The sequence below is a fragment of the Williamsia sp. Y853 genome, from assembly GCF_056786495.1.
Genome location: NZ_JBXCJC010000001.1, coordinates 1,727,681 through 1,742,415 on the forward strand (window position 1 = coordinate 1,727,681; position 14,735 = coordinate 1,742,415).

10 protein-coding genes are annotated in these 14,735 nt (G+C 65.2%); 6 read left to right on the forward strand and 4 right to left on the reverse strand.

Features of this window, described 5'->3' with window-relative positions; all coding sequences use genetic code 11:
• Nucleotides 1-39: 39 nt before the first annotated feature.
• The 3 genes from AC1TPF_RS08020 to AC1TPF_RS08030 form a co-directional block, all read right to left on the reverse strand.
• A complete protein-coding gene (locus AC1TPF_RS08020; protein ID WP_482143419.1) occupies nucleotides 40-1,290 on the reverse strand; it encodes a saccharopine dehydrogenase family protein in 1,251 nt (416 codons plus the stop codon).
• Nucleotides 1,291-1,382: 92 nt separating this feature from the next.
• A complete protein-coding gene (locus AC1TPF_RS08025; protein WP_482143420.1) occupies nucleotides 1,383-3,734 on the reverse strand; it encodes a glycoside hydrolase family 65 protein in 2,352 nt (783 codons plus the stop codon).
• Nucleotides 3,731-4,480: a beta-phosphoglucomutase family hydrolase gene (locus AC1TPF_RS08030; RefSeq protein ID WP_482143421.1), complete on the reverse strand. Its 750-nt coding sequence runs from the start codon at nucleotides 4,478-4,480 to the stop codon at nucleotides 3,731-3,733. The genes AC1TPF_RS08025 and AC1TPF_RS08030 overlap by 4 nt, the downstream gene beginning before the upstream one ends.
• A gap of 141 nt (nucleotides 4,481-4,621) precedes the next feature.
• On the opposite strand from AC1TPF_RS08030, the gene menD reads away from it, so the two are divergent.
• From menD to AC1TPF_RS08055, 5 genes are all read left to right on the forward strand, one after another.
• Nucleotides 4,622-6,259, forward strand: coding sequence for a 2-succinyl-5-enolpyruvyl-6-hydroxy-3-cyclohexene-1-carboxylic-acid synthase (gene menD / locus AC1TPF_RS08035; protein WP_482135641.1), 1,638 nt, complete (start codon nucleotides 4,622-4,624; stop codon nucleotides 6,257-6,259).
• A 66-nt stretch (nucleotides 6,260-6,325) separates the two neighbouring features.
• The gene (locus AC1TPF_RS08040; protein WP_482135640.1) at nucleotides 6,326-6,796 is read left to right on the forward strand and encodes a hypothetical protein; all 471 of its coding nucleotides are present in this window, start codon (nucleotides 6,326-6,328) and stop codon (nucleotides 6,794-6,796) included.
• A 25-nt stretch (nucleotides 6,797-6,821) separates the two neighbouring features.
• Nucleotides 6,822-7,982 carry a glycosyltransferase family 4 protein gene (locus tag AC1TPF_RS08045; RefSeq protein WP_482143423.1) on the forward strand — a complete coding sequence of 387 codons (1,161 nt, stop codon included), beginning with the start codon at nucleotides 6,822-6,824 and terminating at the stop codon, nucleotides 7,980-7,982.
• Between the two features lie 86 nt (nucleotides 7,983-8,068).
• A complete protein-coding gene (locus AC1TPF_RS08050) occupies nucleotides 8,069-8,758 on the forward strand; it encodes a demethylmenaquinone methyltransferase (protein WP_482135638.1) in 690 nt (229 codons plus the stop codon).
• A 123-nt stretch (nucleotides 8,759-8,881) separates the two neighbouring features.
• Nucleotides 8,882-12,220, forward strand: a complete 3,339-nt coding sequence (locus AC1TPF_RS08055) for a DEAD/DEAH box helicase (protein ID WP_482143425.1) — start codon at nucleotides 8,882-8,884, stop codon at nucleotides 12,218-12,220.
• A 78-nt stretch (nucleotides 12,221-12,298) separates the two neighbouring features.
• Here the strand turns inward: AC1TPF_RS08055 and AC1TPF_RS08060 are convergent, their stop codons facing one another.
• Nucleotides 12,299-13,552: a geranylgeranyl reductase family protein gene (locus AC1TPF_RS08060; protein WP_482143427.1), complete on the reverse strand. Its 1,254-nt coding sequence runs from the start codon at nucleotides 13,550-13,552 to the stop codon at nucleotides 12,299-12,301.
• A 53-nt stretch (nucleotides 13,553-13,605) separates the two neighbouring features.
• Between AC1TPF_RS08060 and AC1TPF_RS08065 the strand changes: the two genes are divergently transcribed.
• Nucleotides 13,606-14,616: a polyprenyl synthetase family protein gene (locus AC1TPF_RS08065; RefSeq protein WP_482143428.1), complete on the forward strand. Its 1,011-nt coding sequence runs from the start codon at nucleotides 13,606-13,608 to the stop codon at nucleotides 14,614-14,616.
• Nucleotides 14,617-14,735: the final 119 nt, after the last annotated feature.

The following is a 14,735-nucleotide window of genomic DNA, read 5'->3' on the forward strand; positions in this document are numbered from 1 at the left end:
CTCGTCTTTGTACTACCGGCTCGTTTGCGGAGGTGGGGGCTAGGTGAGCTGCTCGGCTTCGAGTTTGAAGCCGGCGGCACGCAGCCGTTCGATGAGGACATCGCCGATCGCGGCGGCGGGGGTCAAGATGCCCGAGCGCGGCGGCAATTCGTCGCGATTCAACGCCAGCGACAGCGCACACTCCGACAACATCACCGCCGTGGCCTTGTATCCCGGGTCACCCTTGGCGACGATCCGGGACCGATAGCGCTTACCGGTGGTGGTGGTCGTATAGGTCTCCGTCGTGAAATGACCTGCCTCCCTCACCTTTTTGCTGGGACCCTCGCCGGGCTTGGGGAGCACGCGATCGAGCACCTTGCGGATCGGGCCGACCGACATCGCACCGAGGAATGCCGTGGTTCCGGCGGCAACCACCGCGGAAACCGCGGTCGAGACGATCGGGGTGCTGCCGACGTACATGGTCTCTCCGTAGCGAAAATTCTCTCCATAGGCGTTGTCGAGCAGCGCATTCGACCGGCGAACGATACGGGTGTTGTAGCTGGCCATGAAGAATGGGGCGAGCGTTCCCTTGAGGCTCGGATCAACCTTCGACGCGCTCACCAGTGCCATATCGCTGGGCTCGGCGCTGCGTTTGATGCCCGCGTACTCGCCTGGCCCGGTGGACAGGGCATGCGGATCGAGCAGGGTGCGCCGCGTCTCGGCGTTCGCGGCTTCCTTGGCGATCACGCGCATCGAATCAACCGTCCCGCCGCTGATGCCGCCGCGGAAGCTGCGCAGCACCATGGTCGTCTCACCCATCGTGCCCTCGCCGTCCGCGCTGATCTTCTTGTACAGGAGGTAGGTGCCGAGATCAGAAGGGACGGAATCGAATCCGCACGAATGAACGATTCGTGCGCCGTTGGATTTCGCTTGATCACCGAACTTGTCGATCGACATCCGGACAAAAGGTACCTCGCCGGTGAGGTCGACGTAGTCGGTGCCGTTGTTGACGGTCGACGCCAGGACCGTCTCGCCGTACTTCAGGTAGGGGCCGACGGTGGTGCACAACACCCGGGTGCGAGCGGTCATCGCATCGAGCGACGCCGGTGAGTCGACGTCGGCGATGATCAGCGGCCAGGCGTTGGCGGGCTCAGGCAGGTCGAACCGCATCTGCGAGAGTTTGTGCTCGCTGCGGCCGGCCAGGGCGATCTTGGTTCCGGCGGGCGCATGTTCGGCCAGGTACCCGGCCGTCAGTGCGCCGACAAAACTGGTGGCTCCGAAGACAACAATGTCGAACTCGCGATCAGTCATGATCCGACCCTACTGAATACGCGTGTTGTCGGCTTTTGGTTTGCCCGCGCCACCCTGGTTGAGCAGGACGAAATCGAACGTGTGCTCCGGCATCAGTACGATGCGACCCGTCGATACGGCTCGCGCCCCGGCGGTTGTTCAGGCGTCGAATCCGGGCGCAGTTCGTCGATCTGCAGTGTCACCGGTCGATCACCGAGTACGAACTGCTCGCCGTGGTGCGACAACTGCTGGTGGTCGCCGCCGATCAGCCGGTAGGTCGCCTCGTTGTGATGCACTTCGACCTCGACGTAGCTGCGCCGCAGCGCCATCCGGAAGACCATGCGGTCCAGCCGGAGGGGAAGTCGCGGCGCAAAAGTGACGACCCCGCCGTGATCCCGCATCCCGCCGAAGCCGGCGACACAGCACAACCAGGTGCCTGCGAGCGCCGCGATGTGCAGGCCACCCGACGCATTGTGGTGCAGGTCGTGCAGATCGGTGAGTGCGGTCTCGACGAAGTAGTCGTACGAGAGATCGAGGTGTCCGACCTCTGCCGCGACAATTGACTGCCCACAGGCCGACAACGACGAGTCCCGCACGGTCAGCGGTTCGTAGTAGTCGAAGTTGCGCCGCTTCTGTTCCGCGGTGAACGCATCGCCGCGCAGATACATCGCGAGCACCAGATCGGCCTGCTTGACCACCTGTTTGCGGTAGAGATCCTGATACGGATAGTGCAAGAGCAGGGGATAATTCTCGGGTGGTGTGCCCGCGAAATCCCATCGGGCCTGGCGGGTGAACGATTCGGCCTGTTGATGGACACCCAATTCCGGGTCATACGGAAGCGTCATCCGATCTGCGCAGCTCTGCCAGTGCGCCGTCTCCTCGTCGTCGACACCGTATCGGGCAGCCTCCGGGGGATGCCGCTTGCACGCCGCGACGGCATCACGGAAGTTCTTCTGCGCCATCAGATTCGTATAAATATTGTTGTTGGCGATCGATGAGTACTCGTCCGGCCCGGTCACCCCGTCGATGCGAAAATCTCCGCGCAGGTCGTGATGGCCCAGCGACGCCCACGATCGTGCCGTCTCGATCAGGAGCTCGAGCCCGCGGTCGACCTCGAACTGCTCGTCACCGGTTGCGGCGACGTACTGCGAGACCGCTGCGGCGATGTCGGCATTGATGTGGACTGCAGCACTGCCTGCAGGCCAGTAGCTCGAACACTCCTCGCCATTGATCGAGCGCCACGGGAACATTGCACCCGCCTGACTCAATTCGATGGCCCGGCTCTTGGCCATGGCAAGCGTCGCGTGTCGCCAGCCGAGCGCGTTGGCGGTCGCATCGGGGACGGTGTAGGTCAGGACCGGCAGCACGAAGGTCTCGGTATCCCAGAAGGCGTGGCCGTCATACCCCGGTCCGGTGAGGCCCTTGGCGGGCAGGGCTCGGTTCTCGCCGCGAGCGCCCGCCTGCAAGACCTGGAACAGTGCGAAGCGGACGGCCTGCTGCAGCTCCGGGTCGCCGTCGAGGATGACGTCGGCGGTAGCCCAGAAGTCGTCGAGATATTGGCGTTGGCGGGCCTTCAACTCGTCCCAGCCGTTGTCGAGGGCCGATGCCAGAGCGGCTTCGACCTGGGCCTGCAGAGCCGAGGTCGATCGCTGGCTCGACCATCCGTACGACAGATACTTCGTGATCGCGACCCGTTGTCCGACAGGGACGGTGGCGGTCACGGTCAACCGTGCGAGGTCCTCGCTGAGGATCTCGCAGGACACCGAGTTCGGCGCCTCGAGCTCATGATCCATCCCGGCGGCAATGCGTAGCCCGGACTCTCTGGTGTGGTGACCCAGTACGGCTCGATGCCCGTGTGCGGTGGCGAACTCGCCGACCAGCGGTCGGTGCAGTGCCGCCGCCAACCGGGGGTCCTTGCCCGGAGGCTTGGCCACCGATTCATTGGCCAACAAGTCGGACTGAAGGACGATCTCGGTGTCTTCGTCGAGCGGTTCGACCTCGTAACGGATGAGGGCGATCGCCCGTTCGGTGAACGACACCAGCCGTTCGGACGTGATCCGGACCCGCCTGCCGGTCGGTGAGGTCCACTCGGTGGTGCGCAGCAGGGTTCCCGAACGAAAGTCGAGTTTCCACTCGTGATGCTGGGTGGTCCCGTAACGCAGGTCCATCGGCTCGTCTTCGACCAGAAGCCGGATGATCTTGCCGTTCGTGACGTTGACAACCGTCTGCCCGTCCTCGGGATATCCGTAACCGCCTTCCGCGTACGGCAGCTCGCGGCGTTCGTAGAAGCCGTTCAGATAGGTCCCGGGGTTGAAGACCGGCTCGGCTTCCTCGACGTTGGCACGCAACCCGATGTGGCCGTTGGACAGCGCGAAGATCGATTCGATGAGACCGAGCGATTCCAGATCGGTGCCGCGCCAGCTCAGGTGCCAGGGCGCCACTTCCATGCCGGGATCCTGGGTCATCGGTCCTCCAACAGTTCGGTGAGGGCGGTGACGACGCGGTCGGCACCGGCACGGCGCAGGTCGTCGCCATGCGCGCCGCCGCCGGAGCGGTCGACGCCCACGACGTAGCCGAAACGACCGGCGTGCCCGGCCGCCACGCCCGCGACGGCGTCCTCAAACACTGCGGCCTGCTCGGGCGGCACGCCAAGGGCCTCCGCGCCTGCGAGAAATGCATCGGGAGCGGGTTTTCCGGCGAGGCCACGCTGCGCGATCGTGAGTCCGTCGACCCGGGCCGAGGCATACGCCGCGAGACCCGTCGCCTCCAGGATGGGTGCGCCGTTCTTGGAGCTGGTCACCACGGCGATCGCCAACCGGGCATGCTGCGCTGCCTTCAGATACGCCACTGCATCGGGATATGGTTGCGCGCCTGTTGTTTTCAGTTCGTCGAGAAACAATGCGTTCTTGGTGTCACCGATACCGCTGACCGTGGCGTCGGCCGCGGTGTCGCCGGTGTCACCTGGCGGAAGCGTGATGTGGCGGGACGCCAGAAATGTCGCGATCCCGTCGTTCCGGGACCGGCCATCGACGTACTGGAGATAGTCGTCGTCGGTGAACGGTCGACGCTGCTCGGGATCTGCCGCGGCGTACGACACGAGAAAGGTGTCGAAAGCCTGCTTCCAGGCCCGCCGGTGAACTGTTGCCGTGTCGGTCAGAACTCCGTCGAGATCGAACAGTAGTGCCGTCACCGATCTCGGTAAGCCGATCACCCTTGCGACCGTACCCGGTAGGGCTGGGTTCGCGGTCTGAAGTCGGGCACCGCGTTTTGGATCGGGCGATCTGGCCGATTGTCCGCGTCGTCACACCGGTCGACGCGATGGGCACGCAGGTGGCGCCGCTAGCCTGAAGTAATGAATCCTTCGACCCTGCAGGCGCGCGTGATCGTCGACGAGATGATCCGCGGAGGCGTGGCCGAAGCCGTGTTGTGCCCCGGCTCACGCAACGCACCGTTCGCGTTCGCGTTGCATGCCGCCGATGCGGCCGGACTCCTGCGACTGCACGTGCGGGTCGACGAGCGCACGGCCGGCTATCTAGCGCTCGGATTGGCCGCGGCATCCAGGCAGCCCGTGCCGATCGTGATGACCAGCGGTACCGCGGTGGCGAACATGAGTCCGGCGGTCTTCGAGGCCAACTATGCGCGGCTGCCACTGGTCGTGATCAGCGCAAACCGCCCCTACGAACTCCTGGGGTCGGGGGCGAATCAGACGATCGAACAGTTCGGGATATTCGGCACGCAGGTCCGCGCGGCGATCAGCCTCGGGCTGGCCGAGCAGGACCTCGACACCAACAGTCAGTGGCGTTCGGCAGTCGGGCGTGTGCTCGCCGCGGCCCGCGGCGCCCGCACCGGCAACGCCGGACCGGTGCAGTTCGACATTCCATTGCGCGAGCCGTTGGTCCCGGATCCGGGCGCCGCGCCCAGCGACGACCTCGGTGTCTTCGCAGGCCGGCCCGACGGTGCCCCCTGGACGGTGACCGCCGTCGGCAAGCTGGACGTCCCCGTCGACATCGACATCAGCGAACCGACCGTCGTGGTGTCCGGGCACGGCGCCGGACATCGACCCGAGCTGGCCGCACTGCCGACCGTGGCCGAGCCGACCGCCCCGGCCCCCGAGAACCCGCTGCATCCGCTGGCGTTGTCGGCGGTTCGTCCCACCCAGGCCATCATCTGTGGTCGTCCGACCCTGCACCGCGAGGTCTCGACGCTGCTCGCCGATCCGAATGTCCGCGTGTACGCGCTGACCACCGGGCCGCGCTGGCCCGACGTCTCGGGCAACGTGCTCGCCACCGGTTCGCGCGCCGAGGTTGTCGGGGAACCGGACGAGGACTGGCTCAAGACCTGCGCCGCCGCGCACCAACGTGCGGTCAACGCGGTCGACCTGGAACTCGATGCCACCGAAGCCGTCACCGGACTGCACGTCGCGAAGGTTGTCAGCGCGGCGATGGCACCCGGCGAGCAACTGGTGGTCGGGGCGTCCAATCCCATCCGCGACGTCGCATTGGCCGGACGTGTCGGACCCGATGTTCGGGTCCTCTCGAACCGAGGTGTCGCGGGGATCGACGGAAACGTCTCCACCGCGATCGGCGCGGCACTCGCGACCGGCGTCCGAACGGTCGCGCTGATGGGAGACCTGACATTTGTGCACGACGCCACCGGACTGCTGATCGGTCCGGCCGAACCACGGCCGAACCGGCTGACGATCGTCGTGGCCAACGACGACGGCGGAGGCATTTTCGGTCTGCTCGAACAGGGTGACCCCCGCTTCTCGGGGCCCGACTACCTCGGCGCCTACGAACGGGTCTTCGGCACACCGCACCAGACCGACCTGGCATCGGTCTGTGCCGGATTCGGAACCCCGCACCGGCTCGTGACGCTCGATGAGCTGCCCGGCGCGCTGAATGCGTCGGGTTCAGGCATCGAGGTCATCGAGGTCCGGACGGACCGGTCGACGCTGAGGTCCGTGCACGCATCCATCAAAACTCGCCTCTGACCCGTTCGCGGGGGGATGAGTGGCGACGGAATTGGGTCGTCAGAACCGAGTGACTATGGTGGCGGCATGTCTCCGACCGTGCTGCGCCGTGTTCAGATCGCGCTGCTCACTGTCGGGATCATCATCACGATCATGATGGCGACCATGGTCGCCGGGGCCTACCGGAACGACGTGTTGATCAATTCTGACAAGGCCACCACGGTGGCCGAGGTGGTCAGTGCCGGTCCGACCAGGGCGTCGGTCGCGTTCTCCACACCAGACGGCATGTTCCACAGCCCACGCCTGGGTGTCTTCTATCCCGGTGGGCTGACGAAGGGTCAGCGCATCAGTATCGACTACTCGAAGTCGGACCCCGAACTCGTCCGGGTCACCGGGCGTGACGCGAGCCTGGCGATCCTGCCCGCGTTGTCGGTGCTGGTGTATTCGTGGCTGGTCATCGGCGGCATCATGGTGCTCCTCGCCGAGATCAACCGGCGTCGGACAGGTGGACGTTCATCTGCAGTTCCGGTCCCGGTCACGGCGTCGAACACAGCCTGACAACTTCACGCCCGACACTGGGCTCGTGCGAGTGGCAATTGTCGCGGAGAGCTTCCTGCCGAACATGAACGGCGTGGTCAACTCGGTCCTGCGGGTGACCGAGAACCTCGAACGTCGTGGACATGAGGTCCTGATCGTCGCCCCCGACATCCCTCGGTCGGCGAAGCGGTCGGGGCGATCGAAGCCGGGCCCGAAGCTGGTGTCCGGTGCGCAGGTGAAATACATCCCGTCGATGATGGTTCCCAAGGTCAGCTCGATGCCGGTCGGAGTACCCGCGCTGTCGATGTATCGAGCGCTCGCCGACTTTCGCCCCGACATCGTCCACCTCGCTTCGCCGTTTGTCGTGGGTGCGGCGGGCGTCGCCTGCGCGCATCGGCTCGATGTCCCGACCGTTGCGGTGTTCCAGACCGACGTCGCCGGATTCGCCGCCAGCTACGGCATGAAACCCGGCACCTGGGCCGCCTGGGTGTGGACCCGAAAACTGCACAGTGCCTGCGACCGCACCCTGGCCCCGTCCACGGTCTCGGTCAAGGCCCTCCGCGACCGGGGTGTTCCGCGCGTCCACCACTGGGGTCGCGGGGTGGACGAGACCCGCTTTCATCCCTCGCGCCGCGACGACGCCATGCGCGCCCGCTGGAGCAGCGGCGGCAAGCTCATAGTCGGATTCGTCGGTCGCCTGGCCCCTGAGAAGCATGTGGAACGGTTGGCTGTCCTTTCGGGCCGCGACGACGTGCAGCTGGTGATCGTCGGCGACGGACCGCAACGACGAGCGCTCGAAGGGCTGATGCCCGACGCGGTCTTCACCGGTGAGCTCGGTGGCCTCGAACTCGCGCGGGCCTACGCGAGCCTGGACGTGTTCGTCCACGCCGGTGAGCACGAGACCTTCTGCCAGGCGGTGCAGGAAGCCCTCGCCAGCGGTGTCCCGGCGATCGCACCCGACGCCGGCGGACCGCGCGATCTCATCAACCACTGCCGAACCGGATATCTACTCGGTCTCGACAACTTCTCCGAGCGTCTCGCGGGCGCGATCACCACACTCGGAGACGATCACGTGCGCTCCGAGTTCGGTACCGCAGCGCACCGGAGTGTGCAGGGCCGGACCTGGTCGGCGATCACCGACCAACTCATCGGGCACTACGACGCCGTCCTCGGACGGAACCGGGCTGCGCGCCGACTGGCGGCCTGAGACGTAGCTCGACAATTGGCCTGAGACGTAGCCGGAGGCGGAGCTCGACACCAGGCCTGATCGACGCAGCCGGTACGGTTGCGGTCATGTCACGTGCATCGCTGGCCAAGAATCCCAAAGACGTCGCGGCCATGTTCGACGGTGTCGCGGGACGCTACGACCTCACCAACACCGTCCTCTCGTTCGGTCAGGATCGCGGCTGGCGCGTTGCCACCCGCAAGGCGCTGGCGCTTGGGCCCGACGATGTCGTACTCGACCTCGCGGCAGGCACTGCGGTGTCCACCGTCGAGCTCGCGCGGTCCGGTGCGTTTTGCGTCGCGGCGGACTTTTCTCTCGGCATGCTCAAGGCGGGGGCCAAGCGGCCGGTGCCGAAGGTCGCCGCCGACGCGTTGCATCTGCCGTTCGGCGACAACACCTTCGACGCCGCGACCATCTCATTCGGTCTCCGCAACGTCAACGACGTCGATGTCGCCTTCGCCGAGCTGTTCCGGGTTCTCAAACCTGGTGGCCGCGTTGTGATTTGCGAGTTCTCCACCCCGGTTTTCGAGCCGATGCGGGTGGCCTACATGGAGTACCTGATGAAGGCGCTCCCTGCGGTGGCGACCAAGGTGTCGAGTAACCCGGAGGCGTATGTCTACCTCGCGGAGTCGATCCGCGAATGGCCGAAACAGCCGGCGCTGGCGCAGCAGATGCGCGATGCCGGATTCGAAGATGTTCGCTGGCGCAACCTCACCTTCGGTATCACCGCGCTGCATCGGGGTGTCAAACCTGCCTGACCCCGATGATGTGGCCTTTTGGCGGCGCTCACCAGGGCTTTTGTTCGCCAGAACACCACATCATCGGGAGGTACGAGTCGTTCGATTCCGGCGCTGTCTCGATCTCTCGATAACCTGCAATCAATGACTACCGACTGGGCGCACTTGATCACCCCGGCGTCGCTTGCCGACGACTTCGAGCAGGGGACGATCGGTCGTGGATCGGCGTATGCGAAGCAGCGCCGCGTCAGCGCGGTGAAGTGGGACGAGCAAAAGCATCGTTTGACCGGACGATGCGCGGGTTCGGGTGTCTCCACCTATGGCATGCGCGTTGTCTTCAGCGGGTTGGGTGCGGACTGGAAGATCGCGGATGCGTCGTGCACCTGTCCGGTCGGCTACTTCTGTAAACACGCCGTGGCGCTGCTGCTCACCTTTGCCGAAGGCATCGACACCGACTTGTCTCGCTTGCCCGCTCAGCAGGTCCCGCAGTGGGAGCGCCGGCTGCGGCCGCTGCTCGAGCCGAACCGGCCCAAACCTGCCGAACCGCTGGCCTTGCAGGTTTTTTACAGCGATGGCGTCACCGCGGGGCGTCGGCCCAAACCGGCCCAGTTGGCGTTGCGACTGTTGCGTCCAGGCACCCGGTCGCAATGGATCAGGTCGGGTATCGACTGGCCGATGATCGTCGGGCTCGGACCAGGACATTTCGACATGGCGCAGCTGTCGGCGCTCCAGGCGATGGCCTCGGACGCCATGCGGACGACCAGATACGGGCTCCCGTACGGATTGATCCTCACGACGGCACCGGCCACCATCTGGCAGCAGCTCGATGCCGCGATCGCAGCAGGGATCCCGATCCTCGGTGACCCGTCTGCCGGAATCGAGGACGTACACATCGGCAAGCGGGCCGGGCTCACCCTCGACATCGGTGGGGAGCTCGGCGGTGATACCCGCGTCGTGATCGAAATCGACGTCGATGGCGTCACGCTGCCGTCCGATGGCGTCGAAATCTTGGGAAACAAGGCGCCGCACGGTGTTTCATATATCGACGACGACGGTGTGCTCACGCTCGCACCCTTCGAACCGGACAACGGTGCGGTTGCGCAACTGTTGGATGGTCCACCGATTGTCATCCCGGCTGGAGATGCCGCCGCGTTCGCTGCGGATATGTTGCCGCGCTTGCGCGAATCGGTGGCGGTGCGTGTGGATGAATCGGTATTCGAGCCACCCGTCATCACCGGACCCGTCGCCCTTCTCACCGTCCAGCTCATCCACGACACCGCCCACATCCATTGGGCCATGCGCTATCTGGTCAACGACAAACCCCGCGACTTCCGTGACAACCCGATGACGGAGCCGCGATGGCGCGATGTGGCCGCCGAGCAGGAACTGTGGGAAAAGCTCCGTGATGTCCTGGGTGCGGTCACTCTCCTGTCGCAGACGGCGGCCTATCGCATCCTGGTCGCGCACATCGGGGGAGTGCCGGGAACCGACAGCTTCCCACCGCTCCACGAACTCCAACCGGCCGATCATGATCACGCCCTGGCGGCCGCGACGACAAGAACGCTGCGTGTCGACCTGCAGCTGACCCCCGTCGAGACGGCGCGCCTGTTCGCCGAGATCCTGCCGACGCTCGTCGACCGCGACGACCTGGTCCTCGACGTAGCCGAGGTCAGCACGCGGTATCGGCAGGTCACCGAACGTGCGCGGGTACGGTTTTCCGGTTCGGACTCGGCCGAGTCCGACTGGCTCGACCTGGCGATCACCATGGATGTCGACGGCGAGCAGGTTCCGGTGGCCGATGTTCTCGCAGAATTATCCACGGGCGCAACACATATGTTGCTGCCGTCCGGGGTCTACTTCGCGCTGGACACACCGGAGCTGACCAAGCTCAAAGCGTTGATGACCGAAGCCGAGACGCTGGGGGAATTGGGCTCCGGTCGAGTTCCAGCGATCCCGGCGAATGCAACGCTGTGGGAAGAGTTGCTACAACTCGGTGTCGTCGACGAGCAACTCGGGCAGTGGCGCGAACGGGTCGAAAAGCTCAGTGCGGCACGACCTCCGCAGCGCGTGGAACAGCCCCGGATGCTCGATGCCACTCTGCGTGATTACCAGCGCGAGGGGCTGGACTGGCTGTCGTTTCTCTGGGACAACGGACTCGGCGGTGTCTTGGCCGATGACATGGGACTCGGTAAGACCTTGCAGACCCTGGCGCTGTTCGCCCGCGCCCGTGAGAACGGGGAGACCGGAAAGTTTCTGGTTGTCGCGCCAACGAGTGTGGTCGGCAACTGGGTGTCGGAGTGCCATCGCTTCACCGACCTGAAAGCGGTTGCCGTCACCGCGACCGCGGCGCGAAGTCGTAAACCGTTGGCAGAGTTGATCGCCGATGCCGATCTGGTGATCACCACCTACGCCCTGCTGCGTATCGACTTCGACTCGTATGACGAACACGAGTGGGCGGGCATGCTTCTCGACGAAGCCCAGTTCGTCAAGAACCACAATTCGAAAGCTCACCAGTGCGCACGCCGGTTGTCCGTGCCGTTCAAACTCGCCGTCACCGGGACTCCGATGGAGAACAACCTGATGGAGTTGTGGTCGCTGCTGTCGATCACCGTGCCCGGGCTGTTCCCGAGTCCGAAGTCGTTCGGAGAGTTCTTCCGTAAACCCATCGAAAAGGGTGAGGATCCCGAACGGTTGCCGGTCCTGCGCAAACGCATCAAACCGGTGATGTTGCGCCGCACCAAAGACCAGGTCGCGCGGGATCTGCCTGCCAAGCAGGAGCAGGTCCTGCAGGTCGAGTTGTCGCCGAAGCACCGCAAGATCTACGACACCCGGCTGGTCCGGGAACGTGAAGTGGTGCTCGGACTACTCGGGGACTGGGAGAAGAACCGTTTCCAGATCTTCCGGTCGTTGACGATGCTGCGGCAACTGAGCTTGCACGCCGGACTGGTGGACGCTGCCGACAGCGATGTCGCGTCGGCGAAAGTCGACTTCATCCGCGAGCAGCTTCCGGAACTGATCGCCGAAGGCCACAGTGCGCTCGTCTTCAGTCAGTTCACCGGATTCCTCGGCATATTGCGAAAGGCGCTCGAGGCGGACGGTATCCGGTACAGCTACCTCGACGGGTCGCTGTCGGCGAAGGAGCGGACCGTCGCCATCGACAACTTCACCTCCGGTAAGACGCAGGTCTTCCTGATCAGTCTCAAAGCCGGTGGCTTCGGACTCAACCTGACCGAGGCCGACTACTGCTTCGTCTGCGACCCATGGTGGAATCCGGCCGCGGAGGCCCAGGCCATCGACCGGACGCACCGGATCGGCCAAACCCGGCCGGTGACCGTCTACCGGCTGGTGTCCGCCGGAACCATCGAGGCGAAGGTCGTCGCACTGCAGGACCGCAAACGTGAGTTGTTCAACGCGGTGGTCGACGACGGCGAGATGTTCTCCACCGCCGTCGATGCAGACGACATCCGCAAGATGCTGGAGTAATTCCCGATGATGTGCTGTTTTGGCGGTGCTCACCTGGGCTTTTGTTCGCCAAAAGGGCACATCATCGGGGGGCGGGGGTCAGGTGAAGGGTGGGCGGGTGTCGAGTCTGTTGCTTGTCAGGCCGGCGAGGTGCCAGGCGCGGGCGATGAGATCGGAATCGTCCTCGGTGATCAGGTTGCCCATCACCCGCACCACCATCGACATCAGGGCGGCCGATCGAATACCGGGACGCCCCAGGATCGGCACCACCCGAGGCACCGTCAACACCGCGGCGAGACGGCGGGCCGCAGAGAAGGCGAGCGCGTAGCGCGACCGCAACAGATCCGGCCACAACGTCGAATAGTCGTTCTCACCAAGCACTTCGACGGCCAGGCGGGCGGTTTCGAGGGCGTAGTCGATACCCTCACCGTTGAGTGGGTTGACGCAGGCCGCGGCATCACCGATCAGCATCCAGTTCGCGCCTGCCACGCCGGAGACGGCCCCGCCCATCGGCAACAACGCCGAGGCGATGCGCAGGGGTTTGCCCCGCAGCTGCCAGTCGTCGCGCTGAGAGTTGGTGTAGTGCTCGATGATCGGCCGCAGTGCCATGTGGGCCGGACGTTTCTCGGTGGCCAGCGCGCCGACCCCGATGTTCACCAGCCCGGACTCGGAGCCCAGTGGGAAGACCCAGCCGTAACCGGGCAGCAATTCGCCTGCCCCGTCCCGTAATTCGAGGTGTGATCCCATCCAGGTGTCGTCGCAGCGTCCCGACTCCACGTATGCGCGCGCCGCCACGCCGTAGGCGGTGTTTCGATGCCAGCTGCGACCCAGCGACGTGCCCAGCGCCGAGCGGACACCATCGGCGACGATCACCTTGTCGACCTCGATCTGAGCCGGTCCGTCGGGCGTATTGCATTGCACTGCGGTCACTTTGCCGCCGATGATGGTCGCGCCGACAGCCTTGACGCCGGATACCATCGTCGCACCCGCGGCCAAGGCGTGGTGCCGGATGCGGTCATCGAGTTCGGTGCGGGCCACGGCACTGCCGTAGGCGGGGAAATGGGTGGACTTCTGCGGCCACCGCACCTGCTGCCGTCCACCCCACCCCTGCAGGTCGAGACCCTCGATGCGGGGGCCACTGAACGCATCTGCCAGACCCAGGCGATCGAGTTCGGCGATGGCACGCGGCGTCAACCCGTCACCGCAGGTTTTGTCGCGCGGGAACACCGCTGAATCGAGCAGGGTGACCTCTCGACCGGCGGCTGCGGCGGCTGCGGCGGCCGCCGACCCACCAGGACCTGCGCCGACGACTAGAATCTCGGTGCGCGCGGGAACGCGGATGGGTGCACTCACCCGGTAAGTATCCCGCACCACTAGGCTCTCCCTATGACAGGAGCAGGTCAGGCGTGAAGACAACGTTCGCAGGTCTTGAAATGGGATCCGAGGCTTTCGCCACGGATGTGGGGCAGTCACTCGATCGCGTTGAGGAGCTGTTGCTCAAGGAGCTGTCGTCCGGCGAGGATTTCCTGACCGAGGCCGCCACACATCTCGCGAAGGCCGGTGGCAAGCGGTTCCGCCCCATCTTCGCCATCTTGTCGGCGCACTTCGGCCCCCAGCCGCACTCCGATGAGGTGATCACCTCTGCGACCGTTGTCGAGATGATCCACCTCGCGACGCTCTACCACGACGATGTGATGGATGAAGCCGAGCTGCGCCGTGGTGCGCTCAGCGCCAACAGTCGGTGGAGCAACAGCGTGGCCATCCTGGCAGGCGACTTCCTCTTCGCCAGGGCGTCGCGCCTGGTCTCGACCCTTGGCCCGCATGCCGTGCTGATCATCGCCGACACCTTCGCGGAATTGGTCACCGGTCAGATGCGCGAAACCGTCGGCGCCCGCGGCAAAGTTGATCCGGTTGAGCACTACCTGCGGGTCGTGTGGGAAAAGACCGGTTCGTTGATCGCGGCCAGTGGCCGGTTCGGCGCCATGGCATCGGGCGCTGACACCGAACAGATCGAGCGGCTCTCGCGGCTCGGCGACGCGGTCGGTGTTGCCTTCCAGGTATCCGACGACATCATCGACATCAGCTCGGCAGCCGATGACTCGGGTAAGAACCCGGGAACCGATCTGCGCGAGGGCGTGCACACGCTTCCGGTGCTCTACGCGCTGGCGGACCCGGCCGAGACCCGCCTGCGGGAACTCGTGGTGGCCGCCGACGGCAGCAACCGCGCACTGACCACGGACGACGAGGTCGCAGAGGCCCTCAAGTTGCTCAACAAGTCCGAAGGCCTCGTGAAGGCCCGGGCGACCCTGAAGGGATACGCCGACGCCGCCTATGCGGAACTGGCCGAGCTTCCCGAAGGCGCCGCAAACGACGCGATGAGCTCACTGGTTCGCTACACCATCGACCGCATCGGCTGACCCCACCACTCCACCCCGATGTGGTGCCGTTTTGGCGGAACCCACCTGGGCTTTTGTTCGCCAAAAGGCCACATCATCGGGGAACCACACCGTGTGGTTCGTTCGTTGAACCTCCAGTG